Here is a 25263-nt window from a genome sequence, read left to right on the forward strand (position 1 = left end):
CAGTCGCCACGCCAGCGCATGTTCGCGGCCGCCACTTCCGATCAGCAGGATATTCATGTCGCCGCCCTCGTCTTTCGATACAGATTCCATGGATTCCGGCGGGCTGGTAGCGAAGGAAGGCCGGTCCAGCAACGCCGAGCCTTTGTCGGTCACCGAGATTTCCTCGGCGCTGAAGCGCACGGTGGAGGAACGCTTCGCCTATGTGCGGGTGCGCGGCGAGCTTTCGGGCGTGAAACTGGCGGCTTCGGGGCACCTCTATCTGGCGCTCAAGGATGAAGGCGCCCGGCTCGACGGGGTGATGTGGCGCGGCACCGTGCAGCGGCTCGCCTTCCGGCCCGAGGACGGGATCGAGGTGATCGCCACCGGCAAGCTGACCACCTATCCGGGGCGCTCTAACTACCAGATCGTCATCGAACGTATGGAGATCGCCGGCGAAGGCGCGCTACTCGCGCTGCTGGCGAAGAACAAGGCGCGGTTCGAGGCGGAGGGCCTGTTCGCGCCCGAACGCAAGCGGCGGATCCCATTTTTGCCCGGCGTCATCGGCGTCGTCACCTCGCCCACCGGCGCAGTGATCCGCGACATCCTCCACCGCCTCGCCGACCGGATGCCGAGCCGGGTGATCGTCTGGCCGGTGCTGGTCCAGGGACAGGGCGCGGCGGAACAGGTGGCGGCGGCGGTGCGGGGGTTCGGCGCACTGGGTCCGGACTCCACCGTGCCGCGACCCGACGTGATCATCGTCGCGCGCGGCGGTGGGTCGATCGAGGATCTGTGGTGCTTCAACGAAGAGGTCGTGGTCCGCGCGATTGCCGAATCGCCGATCCCGGTGATCTCGGCTGTCGGGCATGAAACCGATACCACGCTGGCCGATTTTGCTGCCGACTTGCGCGCGCCAACGCCGACGGCAGCGGCCGAACTGGCCGTGCCGGTGCGTGCGGACCTTGCGGGTAGCCTCGCAGAACTGGCGCTGCGGGCTCGCAAGGCCGTTGCAAGGCCGTTGCAGTTGGGCCGGGAACGGCTCGAGGCAAGGGCCCAGCGCCTGCCGCAACCGACCGCATTGTTGGCCCTTCCAGCGCAGCAGCTTGACGAAGCGGGGGAGAAATTGCGCCGCGGATTGGGCGACCGGATCGTCCTCGCGCGGCACAAACTCGCTGAATCTGCAGGCAAATTATCCGCCCCGCTGCTCCTGTCCCGCCGCGACCGCGCCGCCGAACGCCTCGCCGCGCTGCGCCTGTACCCGGCACTGGTCGAACGCGGCATCGCAGCGGCCCGCGATCGGCTGGCCGGGACCGTCCGGGTCATGGCCTCGCTCAATCCTGACAACGTGCTAAAGCGCGGATATGCGCGGGTTACGGGGGCTTCGGGGCGCACGCTGACCACGGCTGAGGCGGCGCGTGGAGAGGTGGCGCTGGGCCTGCATTTTGCCGATGGAGTGGTATCCGTCGCACCGGTTTCCGACAGCGCCCCGCCGCCCCGTCCTGCACCCAAGCCGGCGCAGGCGAGAGCGAATCCCGACCAGCCGAAATTGCTTTGACCGGCTGAAGGCGCTAACGGGAACCCATGCTGATGTCCTCCTCCGAACGCCTCGCCGTGCTGCGCTACGAACCCAATGGCTTCCGCGTCATCGCGCCCGGAACCCACGTGAAATGCGCGGTTTCCGGCGAACTGATCCAGCTAGAGGTGCTCCGCTACTGGAGCGCCGAGCACCAGGAAGCCTATGCCAGTTGTGCCCTTGCCACAAAGCGGCTTGCGGAAAACGGCTGACATGGCGCGGGCGACGGGGCTCGGCTCGCTGGCCGGCCTGACCATGCTCGCAATGGGGAGCTGCAACCTCAACATGGCGCCGGCCGTGGCACAGGTTTCCGCCGTTTCCGAGGCAAAAGCGATGCCTTTGCCGGTACGCCAAACCAGCGACTTTTCCCTCACTGGCCAGCAAGTCCAGGGCGGCTGGCTGCGCGGCTTCGCCCCAGCCGGAACCCTCTCGCTGGCGCTGTCGGGAAGTCCCGTCGAGGTCGAACCCGATGGCAGTTTCTTTGTCGCGTTCGATCGTGATTCCGGGCCTTTGAGCGAGCTTGTCGCCCGCCGGGGGGACTTGCCGACCGTCCGCAAAGCGCTCGCCATCGCGCCGCGCGGCTGGCAGATCGAATACGTCAACGCGCCCTATCGGCCCGGCGGCATGGCCGATGCCGAATTCGCCCGCCGGCGCGCCACAGAGCTCGCGCAGATCGGCGGTGCCCGCGCGCAATCGACAGACGCAGCGGGCTGGCGGCAGCCATTTGCCTGCCCCCTGCGCGGTGCCATCCGCGGGCGCTTTGGTTCGCAACGCATTTATCAGGGCAAGCCGGGATCATACCACGGCGGCCTCGACATTGCCGGGGCCGAGGGCACACCCTTCATGGCGCCCGCCGATGGCGTGGTGGTGCTGGCGGCAGCCACGCCCTTCACGCTTGAGGGGAACTTGCTGATCGTCGACCACGGCTCCGACTTGTCGAGCGCCTTCCTGCACGCCTCACGGCTCGGCGTTCGGTCGGGCGACCATGTACGGCAGGGGCAAGTCATCGGCTGGGTCGGGCGCACCGGACGCGCCACCGGGCCGCATCTCCACTGGGCAATCAAGTGGCGCGACGCGAAACTGGATCCGTTGCTTTTCGTGTCGTCGCAACCCTGAGGTGCACGCGCGCATCGCCTGGACCATAACAAGTTTCAGAAACGAACTGAAAAGTTTAACGTATCGCCTGAACATAAATGCCGCAATTCAGGGTAAAGACGCAAGAAAATTACAATTGCCGCCAATTGCACCGCCAAGGCCCTCGCCTTTCCAGTCACGGTCTTGTTGTAGAATGGCCACAGGTCGGCGGAATCTGCTTTCGCCCGCAACCAAAATCTTTGCTGATACCGCGGGTTTCCGCCAATAAACCCCATCTTTCCCGGTTGGGATAGCTGCGCGTAGCCATTTGGCGACAGGGGGCAGCTTCCCTATCCACTCACCGGGATTGCACCGGAAGCCTGTCGGATGAGCCGCCAGGTGACCGTGAAACAAAGGGACTGGACTGTGAAAAAAACCACTCTTTCTGCTCTGAAGGCGGGCTCGGCACCTGTCGTGCTCGGCCTCGCGCTTCTCAGCACCCAAGCCTTCGCGCAGGATGCTGCCGAAGCTGTACCCGAAGATAGCAACGTAATCGTTGTTACCGGCTCGCTCATTCAGAATCCCAACGTCGTCTCGACGTCGCCGGTTTCGGTGATTGGCGAGGAAGAAATCAGCCTTCGTCAGGTGACGCTCGCAGAAGACGTTCTGCGCCAGATCCCTGGCGCGGTTCCGAACGTCGGCCAGAACGTCAACAACGGCAACGGCGGCGCTTCCTATGTCGACCTTCGTGGTCTGGGCTCGTTCCGCAACATTGTTCTGCTGGACGGCGCGCGCATCGTTCCTTCGGGCACTGCTGGCCGAGTCGATCTCAACAACATCCCGCTCGCGCTGATCCAGCGTGTCGATGCCCTGACGGGCGGCGCTTCGACCACCTATGGTGCTGACGCGGTTTCGGGCGTTGTCAACTTCATCACCCGCAAGAACTTTGCTGGTGCAGAGCTCTCCATGGGCACCCAGATCACCGAAAAGGGTGATGGCTTCGGCTGGCACGCCGATCTCACGCTGGGCGCCAATTTTGAAGACGGCCGCGGCAACGCAGTCCTGTCGGTAGGCTATCAGTCCAGCGACGCGCTTTATCAGGGCGACCGTGACATCTCGATCTTTGGTGTTTCGTCGACCAGCGGTGTCGCTTCGGGTTCTTCGCCGACTTCGACCCCTACGACGTTTGGCTTTGCTGACGAAAACCTTCAGGTTTCCGGCTCGGGTGCCAACCTGGTTGCGCCTTATGCGCCCTTCAACTTCAACCCGTACAACGTCTTCGTGACGCCGTTCAAGCGCTACAACATCTACAGCGCCGCGCGTTATGAGATTTCGGATGCGGTCGAAGTCTACACGCGTGGCATGTTCTCGCGTAACACCGTCGCTTCGATCGTTGCTCCTTCGGGCATCTTCGGCGAAGAACTGACGATCCAGGCAAACAATCCGTTCCTGAACTCAACCATCCGCGACCAGCTTTGCGGCAAGGCCGGCATTCCGCTGGGTGCAACCTGCAACACCAGCACGGCCATCCCGCTGGGTGCCGTCTATCGGCGCTCGGTCGAAGTCGGTCCGCGCATCGACGAATATGTCACCGACATGTTCGACTACCGCGCTGGTGTCCGTGGCAACATCACCGAAAAGGTCCAGTATGACCTTTGGGGATCATATGGCCAGAGCACCAACACCCAGGCTCGCAAGAACTACGTTTCGACTTCGCGCGTTGTTAACGCCCTGAACCTCGCAACGCCGACGACTTGCGTCGCTGGTGGCACTTGCGTTCCGCTGAACCTGTTCGGCCCTCCGGGCAGCATCACGCCGGCAATGGCTTCTTACATCGGCGGCATCACCAGCACGATCGCTCGTGACGCGAGCCTCGGCCAGGTGCACGGCACGGTTTCGTCCGAGTTTGGCAACTTCTTCTCAGACAAGCCCATCAACGTTGCAATCGGCGGCGAATATCGCAAGTACACGTCGGAAACCAAGCCGGATGCCCTGGCACAGGTTCCGGGTGAACTCGGCGGTGCCGGTGGCGCAATCCCGCCGGTCAAGGGTGGCTACGACGTCAAGGAACTGTTTGGCGAAGTTAACATGCCGATCATTTCCGACGCGCCGTTCTTCCATGAGTTGACGCTTGAAGCCGGTATCCGCCAGTCGTGGTATCATATTGATGCTGCTGGTGACCCGAAGTTCTCGGCAACCACCTGGAAGGCCGGTCTGACCTGGTCACCGATCCCCGACATCAAGTTCCGCGGCAACTATTCGCACTCGGTGCGCGCACCGAACATCGCTGAATTGTTCGCACCGGTTTCTACGGGCCTTACGAACCTCGGTGCTGATCCGTGCGCGGGCGCTGCCCCGAACTCGAATCCCAACCTCAAGGCAGTCTGCCTTGCGCAGGGTGCACCGGCTGCGTCGATTGGCGTGATCCAGGACCCGGCTGCAGGCCAGGCCAACTCGTATGGCGGCGGCAACCCGGCCCTTAAGCCGGAAACTGCGAAGAGCTATACCTTCGGTGTCGTTCTTGCGCCGTCGATGTTGTCGAACCTCACCCTCACGGTTGACTACTACAACATCAAGATCACGGGTGCGGTCAGTGCGCCGACGCCGAATGACGTGATTGCCGCTTGCTTCGGCACGCTCACTGCCTCGTCAGCGACGTCTGCCGCATGTACCGGCATTCGCCGCAACCCGACCACCGGCCGTCTCAGCGGTTCTTCCGCGACGACGCCGGGCCTGCCTACCCCGCTGTCCAACCTTGGCCGTCTGGCAACCGACGGCGTCGATTTCACGGCGAACTATCGCACGGATCTCGGCTTCGGCAAGTTGAGCCTGAGCCTGGGCGGCAACTGGACCAACCATTCGACGTTCCAGGCTACGCCAACCAGCTTCGATCGGGAATGCGTGGGTTACTACAGCGCCAACTGCGCCTCGATCCAGCCCAAGTGGCAGTGGTTCCAGCGCACCACGCTGACTGTTGGGGCCATCGATCTGTCGCTCGCATGGCGTCACACGTCGGCTGCTCAGTATGAAGGACAGGCATCGGACTTTGCGGCCCGTGGCTTCACTGCTACTAACCGCAACCTGTTCAAGGGCACCATCAAGAACGCAAATGCATCGATCAGCTCGCCTCTCGCGGGCCGGAGCGTGGACTTCAACCACATCGGGGCTTACGATTACTTCGACCTCGCGACGAAGTACTCGATCGGCGACAACTTCGAACTGACGCTCGCTGTGACGAACCTGTTCAACAAGCAGCCCCCGGTCGTGGGTTCGGCTGCCGGTTCGACCTCGTTCAACAGTGGCAACACCTACCCGTCGAGCTACGACGCGGTTGGCCGTCGCTTTGCGGCAGGCGCCAAGCTCAAGTTCTGATCTGGACTGAAGCAGAAATAAGGAAGGGGCGGCTTAGGCCGCCCCTTTTTTTGTCCACGCAGTAAAATCTATAAAAGCAATTACTCGCTGGGCAGGAACTCCCGGAAAGCCGCCGCCCGGCCAATAGAACCCTTGTGAACCGCGTCTCGCACCTGCCATTGGCTCAGTGTTCGCACCCCTGCCGGACCGTAATCAGCGGAGCATAAGGTGTCGGACCATTCCAGACGACAGAACGCGAGAACCCGGCGCATGACACCCTCGACGTCGGTGACCAGCTCCTCATAAGGAACATCGGCAATTGCGCTGCCGAATGCCTGCCGCCAATGATCCATGATGCGACCATGCATACCTTGCCAGTGGCGGATATCTCTCCAACGGGACGCATAAGAAACGGCGGGCCCGAACAGGTTGCCGAACACTGAAAGCGCGACATCGTCTTGGTTGCGTTCCGTGTGCAGGATGGGGGAGTCGGGAAACAGGCGGCGAATCAAGCCAAGATGCAGGAAGTTGTCGGGACGCTTGTCAATGATGATTTCAGCTCCTGGCACGACCGAGTCGACCTCTGCCCAATAGGCCGCCCGCATGGCATTCAATTGAACTTCGCCTAACGTGGCCACGGCCTCCGGGTAGCCATTCAGGCGAGCAACGAGCGCGGGCAAGCTCTCAAGCTCTCCGGCCGCTGCAACGCGGGGATGACGGGCAAGGACTGATTCGAGAAGGGTCGAACCCGACCGGAACATGCCGCAGATGAATATCGGACTGCGTCGTGAAGGGGCCGATGGAGCTGAGATGGACGGAATTTCTGCATCCAGAATCCGTTGCACGAAGCCCTCCGCAGCACTTTCGACATATCGCAGGCTAGGCGGCAAGGAGCTTCTCGCGGCCTCATTGGCCCTAACAAAGCACTCGAAAGCCTCGCGGTGATTCCCGGCAGCTTCATGAGCCTGACCTAGTGCCATCGCGACTTCGGCAAAATCGTCGCTCTCAGGCGCAAGATTGGGGATTGCCGCTTGCAGCGCCTCGATCGAGCCTTGCGCATTGCCTCCCATGCGCGACAAACTGGCGAGCCGCGCCAATGCCCGGCCACAGCCGGGAGAGACGTCGAGCGCATGCTGGTAAGCTGCCGCCGCCTGCTGCGCCCGCCCGGAATCTTCATGTAGTTGTCCCAGACTCAGCAAGGCTCCAAGCGACGCCGGATCCTTGGCGAGTGCGGCCTCAAGCTCGGTCTGCCCTTGCTCAGGACGCTGAAGATGCTCGATCAGGATATGCGCCCGGTTGATATGCGCGTCCTCGGGGCGGTCCAGGCCATAGGCAATTGCCTGACCGTAGGCTTCCAGCGCCTGCTCGAACAGGCGCACCATACGCATGCTGTAGCCCAGGTTGAACCAGACCACAGGCTGGGTCGGATCTGCAAAAACGAGCCGCTCTCCGATTTGGGCCGCAGCGCCATAGTCTTGCGCCCGAAGCGCTAGGCCAAAGCTCCGGCGCAGTTCGGACACATCAGGTGCGCTCTGCACGGCTTTAGCCGTTCAACAGGGGGTTGGGCGCGGCGAGATTAATGCCTGCCCTTTCCGCCACGACCCGCGCCCATGCTGACGCCATAGTGATCTCCTCGTCATGGGCTGCCCTCACCCGTTCATAATCGGCTCGGCGTGTCTCGGAAGAATAAGCCAAGCCCGATTTTGAATGGCGGGTAAATGCCGGGCCAGCCAAGGCTGCCGCGATATCGAGATCGAGTCCGTAATAAGTCGATACAGCGTCGAGCGCTTGCGCAGGATCGGCCATCATCAAATCCGCATCCAGACTTGCGAGGCGTGTACCGACTTCTCCCCCAAGTTGGGCAAACAGGCGTTGCTGCGCCAACCAGCCTACTGCGGCAATTTGCAAATCACTTTGGCGGAAGAAGTCGTCAGGCATGAATCCCATGCCTTCCAGCACACCCTCGCGCAGATAGCCCAACAGCAGTTCTCGAACCCAGATGCGGCAATGCATCCCCTTGTTTGCCACCGAAACAAGAAAGGTTTCGAGCGGGGCGTGCAGAAAGAGCGCCTTGGAATCCTTTCGCAAACCGAGGAGTAGTCGTGCCATTGGATTGATAATGTTCGAGGGCTTGACGATTACCACCTCGCCGATCGCGAACGGGCGACCCAGCAGGCGGGTGGCAGCGTCGGTCGCGCGGGCAACTGCAAGCAGCTCCGCACCGCGCCGACGAAAACCTACCACGTCGTTCAATACCTGTGGTTCGCTCAACCCCATAGCGATCCCGCTCTGCGACAGAGCCCGGATCAGCATCGTCGATCCGCAGAATGCTGAATGGAACAAGAAATGCACCGGCGCGGCATCGTCCTGTGTCAAACACTCAGCCGCCGGGATTTCGGGGCTCGTTTCGCGGCTGCCAAGGCATTCGTCTGTCAGGAACGCCAATTTCGCGTGATCTTCTCGCGGAACTCGCAGGAAGCGGAACGCATCATCGCTTTCAACGAAGCGGTGCGCCAGCCATTCAGGATCGTCGAGGAAAAAGGAGAAATCGGCCACGCCTCAACCTTAAGCCCACGCGACTGTCGCCGCAACTCACTTGCTCTGGCAACACCACTGCAATAATCAGGTCAAAAGAGGATCAAACCATGAGCAATCCGGCGCTTGCGCAGGAATCGAACGCCGCTGGCATGGCCGCGCTGCGAGCGGGAGATGCCACCAAAGCCGTGGAGGCGTTTAAGCACGCTGCGCAGGCCGACCCCGAAGCCTTGCCTCTGTGGATCAACCTTGCTCATGCGTGCAGGCTTGCTGGTGACGCCAAGGCTGAGCAAGCCGCGCTTGAGCGAGCGCTGGCGGTCGACCGGACGGATTTCACCGCCAACTTGCGAATGGCACAACTCCTGCAGAGGCTAGGCGAAGAGTCGAGGGCGCTCGCGGCCTGGAGTGGCGTTCAGCAACTCGCCGCGCAGATGCCGAATCTGGTGCCGCATGTGGCCAGCGAACTAGATGCTGGCCTAGTTTATAGCGCAGCCTTGCAGGCGCGGCTCTACGAACGAGTCGATCAGGCGTTGGGCAAGTCATCGGCGTCTTGGGATGAAACCGAGAACCGCCGCCTGCGCGCATTCGTCGACACGGCGATGGGCAAACGTCAGGTCTATCACAACAAGTGTGCGGGAACTTTCTATCCCTTCCTGCCCCAGGACGAGTATTTCGACCGCCGCCATTTCCCGTGGCTTGACGAGCTGGAAGCACATCACGGCGCGATCAAGGCGGAACTGGAGGCGCTGCTGGAAGCACCGGACGGGACAATCCGGCCTTATGTGCAAATGGACCCGGGAACACCCGAGAGTACCTGGACCGGGCTTGATGGTTCGCTCGATTGGGCGGCCTGTTTCTTGTGGGAATACGGCAGAAAGAACCTGGCAGTTACGGACCGCTGTCCCCAGACGGCAGCGCTTCTCGAATCGCTTCCGTTGGCGCGTATTCCCGGCAGGGCGCCCAACGCATTCTTTTCGATGCTCGAACCACACAGCCATATCCCGCCGCACACCGGCGTTACCAATACCCGGACGATCATTCACCTCGCACTTGATATTCCGCCGGGTTGCTGGTTCCGTGTCGGCAACGAGACGCGGGAATGGGTGGAAGGAAAGGCGTTCGCATTTGATGATACCATCGATCATGAAGCTCTGAACCCCAGTGATCGCCGCCGCGCAGTGCTGATCATCGATGCCTGGAACCCCCACCTCAGCGAAGGCGAAAGGAAGGCCCTGCTGGATTATTTTGCCGCAGCTGACGCAGCACTCCAGGGGACCTCTCTGCTGGCTTGAACAGCTTGCGGACCAGCCTCTTCACGCATAATCTGCGCCCACAAGCTCCAAGAGGTGCATGACCATGCATATTATCATGAATTTCGTCGTCTTGGGGTTACCCGCGCTGGCATTGTCCGCCGCAGCAGTCGCTGCGCCCGAGGTAGTTAAGCCGCTTGAGGTCGTACCTGGGCCGATCAAGATGAAATCCAATGAGATTCGGTCCCACAATGCGGGCCTGAAACCTACCGATCCCACTTACATCGTGTGCTTGAAAACCGAGTCAACCGGATCGATCGTTTTACGCACCACATGCCGGATGCGCGGCGAGTGGGCGCGGCTGGCCCGCCCCAGCAGCAACGATGCAGTGGGTGCGTTCAACGATGCGCGGACGCGGCAATTCGGCGCTTCAGATCACCCCTCCGCCACGGGGCCGATCGGTGGAAAGGACTTCTGAAGATGTCGGGAACCGCCGCGATCAAGCCTTTAGGTGACTTAAGCGGTGACCGGATGTCAGTCAGCGAGACGCATCACCCTTACCGCAGGCTGATCGTTGACATTGGCCAAAAATCCGCCGAGCGCACCGCGTTTGACCACGATCTTTTGCCCGGGCTTGGGGTAGGTGTAGCGCCCCTCGGTCTGCTTCCAGCGTGAACCATCCGCCAGCAGGAAGACCGTCAAGCCATCGCTGCTTGAGCGGGCCGAGGTCAGGGTCGATTCGATCTGGTTGACCTCGACATCGTCGTTGCCACCGAAGATCTTGATACTTGGCAGGCTGATGCCGAACAGGCCGCGCTTGGTTTCGCGGATCGTCGCGCGGTCGATGACTACAAGGTCCTTCTTTGCGGTCGCATCGGCCATAACGGCAACTGACTTGTCGAAGCAGGCGAGGCGCGCTGCTGCATCGGCAACGCTGCGGCAATCGAGCACGCCCTGGAAAATCGCTGGCGGCGCGGTGGCCAGATCTTTGTCCTTGTCCTTCGCTCCGACGGGAGCGCTCAGCGACGCGAAAACAAGCGAATAAAACGCGACACGGGCGGTTTTGGCCACGGTATTTCCCCCAGCAACAGATGATATGCACGAATGGCTGGCAGAAGCGCGACGCAGCGTCAATCCGCCTGCGCTGGGCCCGCCTGCGCTGGGTTGCTGATAATAGGCCGCGCCCATGCAAAAAGGCGCCCGGAAAACCGGACGCCCGATGCGTTCACAAACCGTGAAGGATCAGGCCGCGGCCTTCTTCTTCAGTTCGCGCTTCACCTTGACCGCGGTGGTCGAAAGCTTTTCGTCCGAGGTCTTCAGCAGCCAGTTGTCAAGGCCGCCAACGTGTTCGACCGAACGCAGGCCCTGCGTCGAAACGCGGAACTTGAAGCTGCGGTCAAGGCCTTCGGACATCAGCGTGACGTTCTGCAGGTTGGGCAGGAACAGGCGCTTGGTCTTGTTGTTGGCGTGGCTGACGTTGTGGCCAGTCATGCGGCCCTTGCCGGTCAGTTCGCAAATGCGGGACATGTGAGTTTCTCGCTTGAATCGTTGTGCCGTTTCCGGATGAAGGCGCGCCCTTACCGATTCACCCTTGTATGGTCAAGTTATCCCGGCCAATTCGGGCAAATGAACCGCTGGCCGCTTCCCGAACCGATGGCGCTTGCGCTGGCAGAGGCCGGGAAAGCCGTGGTTGCGGGCGAAGTGCCGATCGGCGCGGTGATCGTCAAGGACGGATCGGTGATTGCCGCCGCCCACAACGCCCCGCGCGGCCTTTGCGACCCCACCGCCCATGCCGAAATGCTGGTGATTCGCGCCGCGGCGCAGGCGCTGGGGAACGAACGGCTCGATGGCTGCGAGCTGTGGGTCACGCTTGAACCCTGCGCCATGTGTGCCGGTGCCATCGCTCACGCGCGAATCGCCCGGATTTATTACGCCGCGCCGGATGCCAAAGGCGGAGCGGTCGAGCACGGAGCGCGGGTTTTCGATCAGAAGCAGTGCCTGCACCGGCCTGAGGTCTATTCGGGAATGGGCGAGGCGCAGGCGAGTGACCTGCTGCGCGATTTCTTTCGCAACCGGCGCTAATTCCCGCGCCAGATCTTCATGGCCTGCCTGTCCGGCGCACCGGGGCGGGTGCAAGCGGCAGGCTTGCGCCGCGCGTCAAAGCACAGGTGCACTTCGCGCAGCCAGCCTGACTGCGACAGCCGCAATGCAATCGCGTTGCGGGGCCAGCCGGGGTTCGCGGCCCTGAAGGCCTCCTGGAAGCTCCCCACGGTCAATCCTCGCTGTCGGGACATCTGATTGCCGTCTGGCCAGGCGATGCGGCTCCACGCCTCGCGGGCTTGCGAGAAATAGGCGTCGGGGGCCGGTGCCATGCAGCTGCCGTGCTTGGCCCATTCGTGCTCGAGCAATTGCGGCGAGGGGGTCATGCAGAGGTTGCGGCGGATTTCGCCGAGCGATGGCCGCGCGCCCGTGCCGCACCACTGCGGCGGCGCCCCGCTGCGCGACTGTGGCCAAAGGCCGTGCAGGATGAAGCCGAATCGCCCGGCCTTGCCCGAACACTGCATCGAACCCGAAGCGCCGCGAGAGGCGTTGCAGTATTCGGGCGACCAACTTGCCGCGAGGATGAAGCCGCCGATGGGGGTGGTCCGGCTGGGTCCGTCAGGCCGAGCGGGTTCGGGCTGGCTGATCGAATCGGGTACCCGGCACTGATAGGCCTGCGCCATGGCGCTGCCGGGCAGCCCCAGCGCCGCCGCATAGGCCAAGGCGCGCATCACGCCGTCAGGCGTCGGCATCGGTGCCTAGGTCGCTCCCGGCGAACCAGGCCTTGGCGTCCGCGCGGAACAGGAACGTCAGCGCGACGATTCGCAGCGCCTCTACCGCTACGCTGACCAGCACGCCCAGCCCGCCTGAACCCAGCTGGCGCAGCGCGCTCGGCAAGTTGAGGATGGCGAGCGCGGTGAAGGCGACGAGGATCCATTTGGCCAGCGCGCTGCGCTTGTAGGCCACAGCAAACCACAACAGCAGGGAGATCGCTGCGCCCGCCGCGATCGAGGCGTAAATGACCCCGGAACCCAAGCCGATGGCCCGAAATTGCGGCATGGCCTCGATCCGCGCCTGCAGGCGTTCGATCGACATGAACGAATTGACCAGCCCCAAGCCGGTGGCGACCAGGTACAGCCGGTCGAATGTGACAATGGATGCCGGACGCATTGCTAAACCCCTGAATTGCGTTCGATGACGCAATGTTTGCCCTAAAGCGGTGTGAAATCCAAGCCGATGTCGGCGGCCGGGGCGCTCTGGGTGAGTCGGCCGACCGATACGTAATCGATTCCGGTGGCGGCAATCGCGCCGATGGTGTCGAGCCGCACCCCGCCTGATGCCTCGCACGGCACGCGGCCGGCCACGAGTTCGACACAGGCGCTCAGTTCTGGCGGAGTCATATTGTCGAGCAGCAGGTGATTCGCCCCGGCCTCGAGCGCGGGCGTGACCTGTTCGATCGAATCGACCTCGCAAATGATGCGGGCAACTCCAGCTTCCCGGGCGCGGCGTACAGCCTCGCCAACGCCGCCCGCAACAAGCACATGGTTGTCCTTGATCATCGCTGCATCCCACAGGCCCAGCCGGTGATTCTGCGCTCCGCCGGTGCGGGTGGCGTATTTCTCAAGATGGCGCAGGCCCGGAATGGTCTTGCGCGTATCGAGCAGCACGGCGCGCGTTTCACCCATGGCTCGGACATAGTCCCGCGTCATCGTGGCCACACCCGACAAGTGCTGCACGGTGTTGAGTGCGGAGCGCTCTGCGGTGAGCATCGCGCGCGCATTGCCCGACAGGCGCAAGAGATCGGTCCCGGCGGGCACCTCCGCGCCTTCCTCGTGCAGAATCTCGATCACCATGGCGGGATCGAGCGCGCGGAAGAACGCTGCAGCAATGGGAAGCCCGCAGACGACAATGGCATCGCGGCTGTCCATGACGCCCGAAAAGCGCGCATCCGCGGGAATCACGCTTTCGCTGGTGACATCGTGCCCGCCGCCCGGCCAGCCCTCGCCAAGATCCTCGGCAAGGGTGCCGCACACGAAGGCCTCGAGGTCGAACCCCTCTACGGTGAATGCCCCCATCCCTGCCTCAGTGCACAAAGCGCGCGACAACGTCGCGGTAGGAGCGGCTGACCTTCACCTGCGCGCCTGATTCGAGCACGAGGAAGCATTCGCCGTTAGTGTGCGGCTTGACCTGACGGACCTGGTTGAGATTGACGATGGTCGAGCGGTGGACGCGCTGGAAAACGCGCGGATCGAGCCGGCGTTCAAGGTCCTTCATCGTTTCGCGCAGGATCAGGCTGTTGTCGGCCGTGCGGATGCACATGTAATCGCCCGCCGCCTCGATATGTTCGATCGAATCGACATCGACGCGGAAAATCTGCCCGCGATCCTTGATGTTGATGAGCTTTTCAAAGCGGGCCGCGCCGTGGCCGGCATTAGGGTCCTCTTCCTCGGGCATGGCGTCCATCGCGTCGGGCGCGACTTCGGCCAGCACGGATTTGAGCTTCTCCGCCTCTTCGGACGAACGCTTTTCGGCAAGGCGCGTGCGCACGCGGTCAAGCGTGTCGGCCAGCTTGTCTTCGTCCACCGGCTTCATCAGGTAATTGACGGCATTCGCCTCGAACGCGCGCACGGCATATTCGTTGTAGGCGGTGACGAAGACGAACAATGGCGGTTCGATGTCCATCACGCCCTTGACTACTGAGAACCCGTCAAACCCGGGCATCTGGATGTCGAGAAACACCAGATCGGGCTTTTCGGTCTTGATCTTGCGGATCGCTTCACGCCCGTTCGAGCAGGTTTCGATCACTTCGACATCGGCAAACTTTTCGAGCCGGAGCATGAGCCCCTGGATCGCCAGTTTTTCGTCATCGACCAGAATGGTGCGGATGGTCATTGCAGTCCTTTTTCCAAACGCCCCCGAATTTTTAGATGTCCCATGTGGGGTCAACCGGCCGGAACGGCAAGGCGTGGCGTTCCCGCGCTTGGCCCTGAGCCCGCCCCTACACTCGCAAACGGCGCTGGCGCCTCGCGCTCCTCATAAGGTATTTCGATCAGCACGCTGAAGCCGCCCTCGGGCGGATCAACGATCTCGAACCGGTGCGTCGAACCATAGGCCTGGGCCAGCCGGTCGCGCGTGTTGGTGAGGCCAACCCCTGTCGATACCTGTTCGCCGCCGTCGAATGTCACGCCGGCGAGCCTGTTGTCGATACCGCCGCTTTGCAATCCCGGACCGGTATCGGAGACGGTGATGCGAAGCGCTGATCCGACGAGTTGCGCGGTGACGGTAATTTCTGCCCCGGCCTCCTGCGGGCTGACCGCGTACTTGATGGCGTTTTCCACCAGCGGCTGGAGTAGCAGCGAGGGCAACAAGCCCGGTTTTGCCGCGTCCTCGATCTCGAACCGGGTGCGCAGCCGTTCTTCAAAACGCATCCGTTCGATATCGAGGTAGAGCTTCAGCGTCTCCACTTCCTGCGCCACGGTCACGCGCCCAGCCGGCTCGTTGGCCAGCGTATAGCGCAGGAACGAAGATAGCCGCGTGAGCATGGCATTGGCCGGCTCGGTCTGCTTGAGCAGGACCAGAGTGGAGATCGAATTGAGCGTGTTGAACAGGAAATGCGGGTTGAGCTGGTAGCGCAGCATGGCCAGCTGGGCGCTGGTCGCCTGATTTTCCAGCTGGATCATCTGGTCGTTCTGCTCTTCGATCTGCACGTAGAAGTTGATCATGTAATACAGCGCCGACCATGCGCCGAGCAACGTGGCGTTGAGGTAGAAGACGCCGATCAGCAGGCGGGCGAAATTGGTGTTGCCGTCGGTCTGACCAAGGCTGAACACCCAGGCATCGATGAAGGCGTAAAGCATCACTGCCAGCGGTAGTACCAGCGCGGACACGCCCCAGGTCACCAGCGGCCTGCGGTTGATCAGCTGGTGATAGATCACCGAGAGGATCAGCGAGATCGAAAAGCCGGTTACCGCCTCGATCGCGACGAAGACGAGGAACGACCACTCCTGCCCGCCGGCAATCGACGACATGGCGCGCAGCAGCATCGCCCCGCCCCAGCCGATAGCCTGCAGCCGCCAGAAGGCCTGGTTCTTGTTGGCGAAGAACGGCGCAGGGGTGATCGGCAGGACGGCCATGAAATCGGGTCTAGGGAATCCGGAAGCGAAGGGGAAGAGTCAGCATGGACTGGACACACTGGACACAGTCCAGGGGTAACGTGTCACCTTGCCAGAAGTTGCTGAAAAGGAGTGCGGATATGGGCATTTTTCGGTCATCCATTGCGGATGACATGTCGAGCCGATGTAGGACAGGTTCACCCTAGTCCCGCCAGCTCCGGTCCACGCGGTCCACCTTGCGCATCCAGGCCGCAAAGTCGGGCGCGCCGGGGCCGCCGGGCAGCTGAACCTGGCTAAGGTCGCGCTGGTGCACGTGGAGCACCTCATCAGGCACAAGCACCGGCTTGCCCATGGCCAGCGTGGCGCACTGAATCTCGCAGGCGCGCTGCAAGGCCCACATGGTGAAGAACATCTCGGGCACCGTTTTGCCCATGACCACCGGGCCGTGGTTGCGCAGCATCAGGATCTTGTGCTGGCCAAGGTTAGCCAGCAGCCGTTCGCCTTCCTCGCCGCGGACGGTGACACCTTCGAAATCGTGGTAGCCGATCTGGCCGACGAAGGCGCAGGCATAGAAATTCGATGGCAGCAGGCCGTGTTCATAGCTTGATACGGCCATCGTCTCGGTCGTGTGAACGTGGCAGATCGCTTTCACCTGCGGCAAATGGCGGTGGAAATAGGCATGCTGGGTGAAGCCGGCCTTGTTCACCGGATAGGCGCTGCCATCGAGCGTGTTGCCGTCAATGTCGATCTTGACCAGATTCGAAGCGCAAACCTCGGAGTAAAGCAGGCCGAAGGGGTTGATCAGGAAGGCGCCTTCCTCACCCGGGACGGTCAGCGATATGTGGTTGTAGATCGATTCGGACCAGCCAAGCAGGTCGAAGATCCGGTAACAGGCAGCGAGCTGCTGGCGCGCCTCCCATTCCTCGGCGCTGCATTCGATCGGGCGGTGAAGCGGTGTTGCCATGGCCTTTGCATCCTCTCGTCGCGCTGGAGCGCGTTCAAAATCGTTGACCTCGCGCCGCGCCAATGGCAGTGCGCCCGGCACGCGGCCAAGTGCTGCCGGCACGCCGGACAAGCGGGTATAGCATAGTGGTAATGCACTAGCCTTCCAAGCTAGCTAGAGGGGTTCGATTCCCCTTACCCGCTCCACGTTCCGAATTATAGCTGTCCGTATCTGTCTGGACAATCCCCTGAAAATCACGGTATTTAGCGGAAATCAAGCCGCACACGTTCACCCGCGTCCATATCTAGCCGCCTCCTGATGGGGGTATGATTGGGGGCAGGCCAGATTGGCAGGGGGTATGAGGCGCGGCCTTGGGGGTATGCGAGGGCTGGCCATGGCGCTGACAGATATTACGATTCGGCAAGCGAAACCGGCAGCCAAGCCATTCAAGATCGCTGATGGTCTGGGCCTCTATCTACTTGTCACGCCCGCTGGCGGAAAGCTCTGGCGGCTGAAATACCGGGTGGACGGCAAGGAAAAGCTCATGGCCTTTGGGGCCTACCCTGAAGTGAGCTTGGCCGATGCTCGCAAGCGCCGCGATGAGGCCCGCGAACAAATCGCTGCCAGCAAAGATCCATCGCGGGAAAAGCGCCGGGCCAAGGTGCGCCAGCGGGCAGAGGCCATGAATACCTTTGCGATCATTTCTGCCGAATACTGCGCCAAGCGGAAAAAGGACGGGCATGACGGTTGGGCACCCGCGACGGCCAAGCGCAGCGAATACCTGCTGTCCCGGCTCAATGCCGCCCTGGGGAGCCTGCCGATCGGTTCGATCGAGCCGAGCGACATTCTGGCGGCTGTCCGCAAGATCGAAGGCAAGGGAACGCTGGAGAGCGCCCGGCGGACGTTGCAGCTTGCCGGGATGGTATTCCGCTATGCAGTCGCGACTGCGCGGCTGGCGTCCGATCCTACCCGCGATCTGCGCGGGGCGCTGGCAACGCCCAAGGTAACGCATTATGCGGCGATCCTTGAGCCGGTGAAGGTGGGCGAGCTGCTGCGCGCCATAGACGGTTACGAAAGCCTTGGCCTTACGCGGCTGGCGCTCCAGCTCGCCCCCCATGTCTTTGTGCGCCCTGGCGAGCTGCGCCATGCCCGATGGGAAGAAGTCGACCTGGACGGCGCGTTGTGGACCATTCCGGCCGAAAAAACGAAAATGCGAAAGGACCACCGCGTTCCCCTGTCCCGGCAGGTTGTGGAGCTGATGCGGGAAATTCACGCCCTCACTGGCCCGGCTGGCTATGTCTTTCCCTCTGTCCGCACCCGTGCCCGCCCGATGAGTGAGAATACCTTGAACGCGGGCCTGCGGCGGCTGGGCTATGCCAGCGATGAAATGACGGCACACGGGTTTAGGGCCATGGCGGCGACACTGCTGAACGAAAGCGGCAAGTGGCATCCCGACGCAATCGAGCGGGCGCTTGCCCATGGCGAGGCTGACAAGGTGCGCGCCGCCTATACGCGCGGGGCACATTGGCAAGAGCGCGTCTCTATGGCCCAATGGTGGAGCGACCACCTCGATACGCTGCGCCAAGGCGCGGACGTTGTGCCGATCAATCGAGCGAAAGGGACCGGGAAATGAAGCGCACCCCGTCATTACGAGAGCTGCGCCGGGCCTGCCCGGCGAACGTGGTCATTCTGCCGACCGCTCCAGCGCGGCAAGTCCAGCAACATTCAGGGCGAGCTGCGGAACGTCGCGCCCACATGATGGCAAGGCGAGAGCTGATCGCCAGCCAGCCCGTGGCGTTCCCCTTCAAGTTTCCTGGTGAACGGGAAAGGGAGCGACAGGAGCAATCGCTTGAGCTGCGGGCCGATGTGCCTCCGTTCGATCCCAGCAATCCGAGACACCTTCGTGCATGGGAAGCGGTATGTGATTTCAGCAAGCGGCCTTGGCGATCGGACAAGGAATGAGCCAGCCGCGAAGCGGCAATCGCGCGCCGGGTGAGGGGGACGGGGGAGCCACACGCGCGCGGCATTTCATGGGAGACTTGCCGCTGGCCAGCCGACTTGGGCAGAGGCGGCAGGGGGGTGGTCGAAAGTCCAGCCGCAAGACCTGGCGCTTGACCACCGTCCCTCTCATCCGGGGACTTTTTTCCCGGCTCTGCGATTATTCGGAAGGGCGGCAGAGCTGGCAGGCAGGAAGAGGCCCGGCGAGCGGCTGGGGCCTTCGCCCGTCAAATCGGCGCAGCGCCTTGCCTGGACGGTCCTGCCAGCTCGATTCCAGCGCCATCGGGCGGCGGGTTTGCGATCGTGACCACAGGCCGGATTTCCGGCGGATTAATTTCCCTCTTATTGAGCGGCTTTCGGTGAGTTATGAATTGCAAGGGAACATTGGGAACAAGGGAACAGTCTATGTCAGTCAGGCAGAACACTGCGCCATTGGAGCGCGCTGGCCTGTTCCCAAAGCATCGGGCGACATTGGGAACAGGGGAACAGATTTGCCCGATCCCAAGTCGGGAAAATCCGCGCGCGTGTGGCACCCCCCTGCCCCTTCCAGCCGGTGAGCTGGGGTAGTGGCGGACCATTCCCAGCCTGATCCAGAAGGCAGCGAATTCTACCCTTTGTTAGAAAAGCTGCACGGCTTGCCATCTGATGCGGTTGTTCGCGTTGCGGTGGGCTGGGCAATCAAACGCCACGGTTCTACACTATTCGAGCGACCATATTGGAATGGGATGCGAACGACCTTGGCCAGCCTGATGAAGGCCCGGAACCCGATGCCTGGCTAGCCGCGCCGGGCTGGGATAACGATAGCGCAGCGGGTGAAAACCTAGATCCATTCGGCTGGCCTGAGGGTGAGCGGTAATGCCCAAGCCCTTAGCCGTCCGGCAACTGCCCCTTTTCGAGCAGCACATAGAGCCAGCTCGCCAGCGGGGCGGCATTCCGCGTCATGTGCCAACGCTGGAGAGTATGTTGCTTGCAAACGAGATGAAGGCGGCGGGGGCGACGTGGGCCGAAATAACGCAAGCCTTAGGCATTTGCTCCAGCACACTCGCTACACATTACTTCCCCAGCCCTCTGGCCAATCCGCCCATGGGACGGCGGCGACATTCGCCAACATCGGCAACGCGCATCATTGTGCGCCGCGCGATCGATGGCGGAATGACGCAAGCCAAGGTTGCCAAGCTGTTGGGCGTGTCAGTGCCAACGCTGCGCCTCTACTATCGAAACGAATTGCAGCGATAAGCGCGCGGCTGGTCAAACGTGCGGCCTGTTCCCCTGGCGAAAGGCGGGGAACAGGTTTGCGGATTTGTGGGAACGCGATTTAGAGCGACAATACATGGCTTTAGTTGGGCCGTTCCCGAAATCCCAGCGTTCCCGTCACTAAAAGAGCAATCCCACAGTGCAAATTCCCAAAGCGCGGCTTTTGCGGGGCGAATCGGGCGGGCATTCACTGCCTCGCATTGCCCTGAAGATGGCTGGAGGGGCGTTGCCCCAGCCGCTTGAACCGATCCCTATCAATCACATTTGGGGGTATGATTGGGGGTATGCTGCGAAATTGCCTATCAATTTATGGCGGATTATCGCGCTTTTCACGCAGTTTCGCGGTTCCCCTTACCGCTCCAGCCGCTTTCTCCGACCATCACTGGCGCATCGCCCGGCTGCCACGGCGGCAGTCGTTCCATGATCGCGGCAAAGCGCGGGCTGGCGAGGTGGCGGCCGAGCCAAGCTTGCACGCGGGGCAAAGGCTGGGCGGCGAACCATTCGGGCTCCACCGCTGAGAACTGGCGCGCGAAGGGCATGATCGCCGCGTCGGCCAGACCTTCCGATTCGTCGCAGAGATTCGCGCTCGTCGCCAGTCGAGCCTCCAGCGTTGCGAGAAATTCCAACCCTGACGCGCGATGCGCCGCTGCGTCGGAGTCATGCCGTTCGGGGTACTTGTAGCGGTCAAGATCATGCTTGAACCCGCCGTCATTGGCCGCGACGAGCGCAGGGTCGTGACGGTCCAGCCAGCCATCGGGATCGCTGTGCCCCAGTGCCCAGACCATGATGTCGAGGCTCTCATCGATCACCGCGCCAACGGGCAGGACCAGCACGGGGACTGTGCCCTTGGGTGAGGCTTCGAGCATTTCGGCGGGCTTTGCCGGCAGCTTCACTTCGCGCCGCTCATGGCGAACTCCGCTCACCGCCAGTGCCAGCCGGGCCCGCATGGCATAGGGGCAGCGGCGGAAGCTGTATAGGATGGGATCAGTCCCCAACGACCTCTCCGCGTTGCGAAAGCACCGCACCGACGTGAGCTTCCCCGCGCCCGGTGGCGAGTATTTCCTGCTTTTGACGTTCGCGATAGGCCGCGCGCTGCTCGTCGCTACGCTCGGCGTGGCAGGCGGGGCAGCTCACCCCTTCTTCGTAAAGCGGCGATGTCTGGTCGGCCGCAGTCACCGGGCGGCGGCAGGCGTGGCACAGGGCATGAGTGCCCTGGGCAAGGCCATGACCGACCGCGACGCGCTGGTCGAAGACGAAGCACTCGCCCTGCCACAGGCTCTCGGTCTCGGGCACGGTTTCGAGGTATTTGAGGATGCCGCCCTTCAGGTGGAACACCTCGCCCACGCCTTCGGCCTTTAGGAAAGCCGTACTCTTTTCGCAGCGGATACCGCCGGTGCAGAACATGGCCACTTTGGGCGGCGGGCCTTCGCCGAGCAGTTCGCCCCGGTGCTCACGAAACCATTCGGGAAAGTCACGGAAAGTCAGAGTTTCCGGATCGATCGCCCCTGCAAAGGTGCCAATCGCCACTTCGTAATCATTGCGGGTATCGATCAGGATCGTGCCGGGATCGGAAATCAGCGCGTTCCAGTCCTGCGGCTCGACATAGGTGCCCACCACAGCGAGTGGATCGATGCCGGGCTGGCCCATGGTGACGATTTCGCGCTTCAGCCGCACTTTCATGCGGTGGAAGGGCATGGCCGGCGCGGCGGAATACTTGACGTCGAGCCCTTCGCAGCCAGGGAGGGCGCGGATGTGGGCGACGACTTCGGCAATGCCTTCGTCCGGGCCGGCGATCGTGCCGTTGATGCCCTCATGCGCCAGCAGCAACGTGCCGCGCACGCCGTATGTCCGGCACAGCGCCTCAAGCGGCGCCTTGTGTCTGGCGAAATCGTCGAGCGGCGCAAAGCGGTAAAGCGCGGCAACGCGGACAGGCTGGTTGGTCGGAGGGGGCATCATAGTCATGGCTGGCCAATCGCCGCGTGGCGGCCCTGCTCAATTCGTCCGGATGGAGGCCCGAGCCGGAATCGAACCGGCGTGCGCGGATTTGCAGTCCGCTACGTAACCACTCCGCCATCGGGCCTGATTCCGAGACGATCCCTTTCGGGAAGGCGGCCCCTAACAATAGCGCGGCACCTGCGCAACGGGATTCACGCAATCCGCTCGAAGACGATCTCGCGGCGCACCGGGTCGGCGCGAGTCAGGCGGACGGTCACGGCCTCGCCAGGGAGCACGCCGTTCGCCTTGACGCGCGACACGACCGGGTGCTCGCAAAGCTGGATGCGCGCACCGGCCTCGCCCAGATCGGTGACGACGGCAGCAAAACGTTCGCCCTCACGGCCCGAAAGCATCACCGCTTCGGCAAGGTCGACCACCGCGCGGTCAACCTGATTGTCGCGCGCTTCGGCCTTGGCCATGACCTTGGGCAGGAGCGGGAAGGCATCGGCGGCGAAATCCGGCACCGGCTGACCATTGGCGACGGCCATGGCGGCGGCGATGACGTGGCGGTCGGCCAGCCGGCGCAGCGGCGCAGTGATGTGGCAATAGGTTGCCGCCATGGCGGCGTGCCAAGGCTTCTCGCCGGCCATGAAGGGCACATAGCTCGCGCCGCCGCCGCCGCGCCGTGCTGCCATCAGGAAGGCGGCTTCGCGCGGGTCAGAAGGGTTAAGCCGCTTCTCGAATTCGGCGAGCGCCATGTCTGCCGGCCAGTCGAGTCCAAACGCCTTCGCCGTGCCACGCAGGCGGACGATGGCGTGATCGCTCGCGCCGGGCATCACCCGGAACAGCCCGGTTTGCGCCTGCCACAGCGCGTCGGCGACGGCGAGGTTGGTTGCCAGGCTGAGCGTGGCATTGCGCTGCTCGGCCAGCGTCTGCGGTCGCAGTTGCAGGGTGAAGTGGCCAAAAGCGTCGCGCGCGACCTCTTGCTCGGGCGGGTCGACGCGGGCCGCGCCGCGCGCTTCCTCGGCCGCTTTCACGCGGTCCGCAATTTCGGCAAACCCGGCGGGCAGCTCATCATCGCGGACGTTTTCGTAAGCGAGCTTGGCGCGGCTGCGGATCAGCGCCTTTTCAACGCCCTCCAGCCGCGTCCCGCCATCGGGGGCCACGCGCACGGCAAAGACCGTGGCGGCACGATCACCGTCAGGCAGCAGGCTTGCCGCCTTCTCGCTCAGCGCCTTGGGATAAAGCGAGGCCTTGGCACCCGGCAGGTAGCAGGTCGTGCCGCGCTGCCACGCTTCCAGATCGAGCGGATCGCCCGGATCGACGAAAAAGCCCACATCGGCGATGGCATAGTGCAGCAGCCAGTCGCTACCGGCAGGCTCGATCGCAAAGGCCTGATCGAGGTCGGTCGAGATGCCCGGATCGAGCGTGACGTAATGCATGTCGGTGCGATCGCGGTGACCGCTGGGCACGCGCTGGGCCGCCTTTTGCGCCGCCGCTTCCACCTCCGGCGCGAAGTCTGGGGGCACCTGGAACTGCTCGCGGATGGCATTCAGCCCATCGGCAAGTAGGCAATCGGGATCGCGCAGAGTTTTCATCCCTCACCGCTTGCCAAGCGGCGAGCCGCACGGCAAGCGGGACGCGCGAACAGTCCGGAGGAATCGCTTAATGAAAACTCGCGCTGCCGTTGCTTTCGAAGCGAAAAAGCCGCTCGAAATCGTCGAACTGGACCTTGAAGGGCCCAAGGCGGGCGAAGTTCTGGTCGAGATCATGGCGACGGGCATTTGCCATACTGACGCCTACACGCTCGATGGGCTCGACAGCGAAGGCCTGTTCCCCTCGGTCCTCGGCCACGAAGGGGCGGGCATCGTGCGCGAAATCGGCCCGGGCGTGACCAGCGCGAAGCCCGGCGACCATGTGATCCCGCTTTACACGCCCGAATGCGGCAAGTGCAAAACGTGCCTTTCGGGCAAGAGCAACCTGTGCACCGCGATCCGCGCCACGCAGGGCCAGGGGCTGATGCCCGACGGCACGTCCCGGTTCAGCTACAAGGGTCAGACGATCTTCCACTACATGGGCTGCTCGACCTTTTCGAACTTCACCGTGCTGCCTGAGATTGCCGTGGCGAAAATCCGTGAGGACGCGCCGTTCCAGACCAGCTGCTATATCGGCTGCGGCGTGACCACCGGGGTTGGCGCAGTGATCAACACCGCCAAGGTGCAGCCGGGTGACAATGTTGTGATCTTCGGGCTCGGCGGCATCGGCCTCAACGTGATTCAGGGCGCGCGGTTGGCGGGCGCGAACAAGATCATCGGCGTCGACATCAACCCGGACAGGGAGGAATGGGGCCGCAAGTTCGGCATGACCGACTTCCTCAACTCGCGCGGGCTGAGCCGTGAGGACACCGTGGCGAAGATCGTCGCCATGACCGACGGCGGCGCGGACTATACTTTCGATGCCACCGGCAATACCGAAGTCATGCGCACCGCGCTCGAAGCCTGCCACCGCGGCTGGGGCACCTCGATCATCATCGGCGTGGCCGAAGCCGGCAAGGAAATCTCCACCCGCCCGTTCCAGCTCGTCACCGGCCGCAACTGGCGCGGCACGGCGTTCGGCGGGGCCAAGGGCCGCACCGACGTGCCCAAGATCGTCGACATGTACATGACCGGCAAGATCGAGATCGACCCGATGATCACGCATGTCATGGGGCTGGAGGAGATCAACACCGCTTTCGACCTGATGCACGCGGGCAAGTCGATCCGCTCGGTCGTCGTCTTTTAAGGAGAGAGCACAATGTTCACGCATAACACGGTCGGGACCAATGATCCGGCGAAGTCCAAGGCGTTCTACGATGCGTTGTTCACAGCAATCGGCGGCAAGCCTGGCTTCGCTGACGACAAGGGCCGCACGGTCTACATGCACAACGGCGGCGTGTTCATCGTCACCCCGCCAATTGACGGCCAGCCAGCGACGGTCGGCAACGGCTGCACCATCGGCTTCGGCATGGACAGCACGGAAATGGCCGATGCCTGGCACGCAGCTGGCGTGGCGAACGGCGGCACATCGATCGAGGACGCTCCGGGTTGGCGCGAAGGCGGCTTCGGCAAGCTTTACCTCGCCTACCTGCGTGATCCCGATGGGAACAAGCTCTGCGCGATGAAGCGGGGCTGAGGGCATCCGGGCTGGACGATCGGCGCTGTTGAACGCGCCGTCGCTGTGGCA

Annotated in this window: 25 protein-coding genes and 2 tRNA genes; 13 read left to right on the forward strand and 14 right to left on the reverse strand. The window is 62.8% G+C overall.

The annotated features are described in order from the left end of the window. Nucleotides 1-88: 88 nt before the first annotated feature. From xseA to RMO89_RS17030, 4 genes are all read left to right on the forward strand, one after another. Nucleotides 89-1531, forward strand: a complete 1443-nt coding sequence (xseA, locus tag RMO89_RS17015) for an exodeoxyribonuclease VII large subunit (RefSeq protein ID WP_310534626.1) — start codon at nucleotides 89-91, stop codon at nucleotides 1529-1531. Nucleotides 1532-1563: 32 nt separating this feature from the next. Continuing rightward, nucleotides 1564-1761 carry a DUF2093 domain-containing protein gene (locus tag RMO89_RS17020; RefSeq protein ID WP_409035575.1) on the forward strand — a complete coding sequence of 66 codons (198 nt, stop codon included), beginning with the start codon at nucleotides 1564-1566 and terminating at the stop codon, nucleotides 1759-1761. A 1-nt stretch (nucleotide 1762) separates the two neighbouring features. Next, a complete protein-coding gene (locus tag RMO89_RS17025) occupies nucleotides 1763-2665 on the forward strand; it encodes a M23 family metallopeptidase (protein ID WP_310534628.1) in 903 nt (300 codons plus the stop codon). Between the two features lie 384 nt (nucleotides 2666-3049). Beyond that, the gene (locus tag RMO89_RS17030; protein WP_310534629.1) at nucleotides 3050-5995 is read left to right on the forward strand and encodes a TonB-dependent receptor domain-containing protein; all 2946 of its coding nucleotides are present in this window, start codon (nucleotides 3050-3052) and stop codon (nucleotides 5993-5995) included. Nucleotides 5996-6075: 80 nt separating this feature from the next. Here RMO89_RS17030 and RMO89_RS17035 read toward each other — a convergent pair whose 3' ends face one another. Further along, nucleotides 6076-7494, reverse strand: a complete 1419-nt coding sequence (locus tag RMO89_RS17035) for a sulfotransferase (RefSeq protein ID WP_310534630.1) — start codon at nucleotides 7492-7494, stop codon at nucleotides 6076-6078. Between the two features lie 22 nt (nucleotides 7495-7516). Further along, nucleotides 7517-8530, reverse strand: a complete 1014-nt coding sequence (locus RMO89_RS17040) for a hypothetical protein (protein ID WP_310534631.1) — start codon at nucleotides 8528-8530, stop codon at nucleotides 7517-7519. An 89-nt stretch (nucleotides 8531-8619) separates the two neighbouring features. Here RMO89_RS17040 and RMO89_RS17045 point away from each other — a divergent pair, with 89 nt between their 5' ends. Both RMO89_RS17045 and RMO89_RS17050 read left to right on the forward strand, forming a co-directional pair. Next, on the forward strand, nucleotides 8620-9801 hold the full coding sequence (locus tag RMO89_RS17045; RefSeq protein WP_310534632.1) for an aspartyl/asparaginyl beta-hydroxylase domain-containing protein: 1182 nt from the start codon (nucleotides 8620-8622) through the stop codon (nucleotides 9799-9801). A gap of 58 nt (nucleotides 9802-9859) precedes the next feature. Continuing rightward, a complete protein-coding gene (locus tag RMO89_RS17050) occupies nucleotides 9860-10237 on the forward strand; it encodes a hypothetical protein (protein ID WP_310534633.1) in 378 nt (125 codons plus the stop codon). Between the two features lie 56 nt (nucleotides 10238-10293). On the opposite strand, the gene RMO89_RS17055 is transcribed toward RMO89_RS17050, so the two are convergent. Both RMO89_RS17055 and rpmB read right to left on the reverse strand, forming a co-directional pair. Continuing rightward, the gene (locus tag RMO89_RS17055) at nucleotides 10294-10830 is read right to left on the reverse strand and encodes a hypothetical protein (protein ID WP_310534634.1); all 537 of its coding nucleotides are present in this window, start codon (nucleotides 10828-10830) and stop codon (nucleotides 10294-10296) included. A gap of 171 nt (nucleotides 10831-11001) precedes the next feature. Continuing rightward, nucleotides 11002-11286 (reverse strand): 50S ribosomal protein L28, encoded by a 285-nt coding sequence (gene rpmB, locus RMO89_RS17060; protein WP_310534635.1) that lies wholly within the window; start codon nucleotides 11284-11286, stop codon nucleotides 11002-11004. Nucleotides 11287-11385: 99 nt separating this feature from the next. Here rpmB and RMO89_RS17065 point away from each other — a divergent pair, with 99 nt between their 5' ends. Beyond that, entirely contained in the window at nucleotides 11386-11841 is a 456-nt protein-coding gene (locus RMO89_RS17065) for a nucleoside deaminase (RefSeq protein ID WP_310534636.1), read from the forward strand. Here RMO89_RS17065 and RMO89_RS17070 read toward each other — a convergent pair. From RMO89_RS17070 to RMO89_RS17095, 6 genes are all read right to left on the reverse strand, one after another. Then, a complete protein-coding gene (locus RMO89_RS17070; protein ID WP_310534637.1) occupies nucleotides 11838-12551 on the reverse strand; it encodes a ribonuclease T2 family protein in 714 nt (237 codons plus the stop codon). The genes RMO89_RS17065 and RMO89_RS17070 overlap by 4 nt on opposite strands. After that, on the reverse strand, nucleotides 12538-12969 hold the full coding sequence (locus RMO89_RS17075) for a hypothetical protein (RefSeq protein WP_310534638.1): 432 nt from the start codon (nucleotides 12967-12969) through the stop codon (nucleotides 12538-12540). The genes RMO89_RS17070 and RMO89_RS17075 overlap by 14 nt, the downstream gene beginning before the upstream one ends. A gap of 41 nt (nucleotides 12970-13010) precedes the next feature. Beyond that, entirely contained in the window at nucleotides 13011-13874 is an 864-nt protein-coding gene (nadC, locus tag RMO89_RS17080; protein WP_310534639.1) for a carboxylating nicotinate-nucleotide diphosphorylase, read from the reverse strand. A gap of 7 nt (nucleotides 13875-13881) precedes the next feature. Beyond that, a complete protein-coding gene (locus RMO89_RS17085) occupies nucleotides 13882-14691 on the reverse strand; it encodes a LytTR family transcriptional regulator DNA-binding domain-containing protein (RefSeq protein WP_310534640.1) in 810 nt (269 codons plus the stop codon). 50 nt (nucleotides 14692-14741) lie between these two features. Further along, nucleotides 14742-15932: a histidine kinase gene (locus RMO89_RS17090; RefSeq protein ID WP_310534641.1), complete on the reverse strand. Its 1191-nt coding sequence runs from the start codon at nucleotides 15930-15932 to the stop codon at nucleotides 14742-14744. Between the two features lie 181 nt (nucleotides 15933-16113). After that, nucleotides 16114-16875, reverse strand: a complete 762-nt coding sequence (locus RMO89_RS17095; RefSeq protein ID WP_310534643.1) for a class II aldolase/adducin family protein — start codon at nucleotides 16873-16875, stop codon at nucleotides 16114-16116. A gap of 111 nt (nucleotides 16876-16986) precedes the next feature. Between RMO89_RS17095 and RMO89_RS17100 the strand changes: the two genes are divergently transcribed. The 4 genes from RMO89_RS17100 (at nucleotide 16987) to RMO89_RS17115 (ending at nucleotide 20088) form a co-directional block, all read left to right on the forward strand. Beyond that, nucleotides 16987-17060 (forward strand) — tRNA-Gly (locus RMO89_RS17100). A 188-nt stretch (nucleotides 17061-17248) separates the two neighbouring features. Further along, on the forward strand, nucleotides 17249-18487 hold the full coding sequence (locus tag RMO89_RS17105; RefSeq protein WP_310534644.1) for an integrase arm-type DNA-binding domain-containing protein: 1239 nt from the start codon (nucleotides 17249-17251) through the stop codon (nucleotides 18485-18487). Beyond that, entirely contained in the window at nucleotides 18484-18816 is a 333-nt protein-coding gene (locus tag RMO89_RS17110) for a hypothetical protein (protein WP_310534645.1), read from the forward strand. The genes RMO89_RS17105 and RMO89_RS17110 overlap by 4 nt, the downstream gene beginning before the upstream one ends. A gap of 891 nt (nucleotides 18817-19707) precedes the next feature. After that, the gene (locus tag RMO89_RS17115; protein WP_310534646.1) at nucleotides 19708-20088 is read left to right on the forward strand and encodes a hypothetical protein; all 381 of its coding nucleotides are present in this window, start codon (nucleotides 19708-19710) and stop codon (nucleotides 20086-20088) included. Between the two features lie 347 nt (nucleotides 20089-20435). Here RMO89_RS17115 and RMO89_RS17120 read toward each other — a convergent pair whose 3' ends face one another. From RMO89_RS17120 to RMO89_RS17135, 4 genes are all read right to left on the reverse strand, one after another. After that, a complete protein-coding gene (locus RMO89_RS17120) occupies nucleotides 20436-21101 on the reverse strand; it encodes a glutathione S-transferase (RefSeq protein WP_310534648.1) in 666 nt (221 codons plus the stop codon). After that, nucleotides 21091-22068 (reverse strand): rhodanese-related sulfurtransferase, encoded by a 978-nt coding sequence (locus RMO89_RS17125; RefSeq protein WP_409035576.1) that lies wholly within the window; start codon nucleotides 22066-22068, stop codon nucleotides 21091-21093. The genes RMO89_RS17120 and RMO89_RS17125 overlap by 11 nt, the downstream gene beginning before the upstream one ends. 44 nt (nucleotides 22069-22112) lie before the next feature. After that, nucleotides 22113-22186, reverse strand: a tRNA-Cys gene (locus tag RMO89_RS17130). A 67-nt stretch (nucleotides 22187-22253) separates the two neighbouring features. Next, a complete protein-coding gene (locus RMO89_RS17135) occupies nucleotides 22254-23639 on the reverse strand; it encodes an RNB domain-containing ribonuclease (protein WP_310534649.1) in 1386 nt (461 codons plus the stop codon). 70 nt (nucleotides 23640-23709) lie between these two features. Here RMO89_RS17135 and RMO89_RS17140 point away from each other — a divergent pair, with 70 nt between their 5' ends. Both RMO89_RS17140 and RMO89_RS17145 read left to right on the forward strand, forming a co-directional pair. Further along, entirely contained in the window at nucleotides 23710-24822 is a 1113-nt protein-coding gene (locus tag RMO89_RS17140) for an S-(hydroxymethyl)glutathione dehydrogenase/class III alcohol dehydrogenase (protein WP_310534651.1), read from the forward strand. A gap of 12 nt (nucleotides 24823-24834) precedes the next feature. Beyond that, nucleotides 24835-25212 (forward strand): VOC family protein, encoded by a 378-nt coding sequence (locus tag RMO89_RS17145; RefSeq protein ID WP_310534653.1) that lies wholly within the window; start codon nucleotides 24835-24837, stop codon nucleotides 25210-25212. Nucleotides 25213-25263: the final 51 nt, after the last annotated feature.

The organism is Novosphingobium sp., from assembly GCF_031424035.1.
Classification (GTDB): domain Bacteria; phylum Pseudomonadota; class Alphaproteobacteria; order Sphingomonadales; family Sphingomonadaceae; genus Novosphingobium.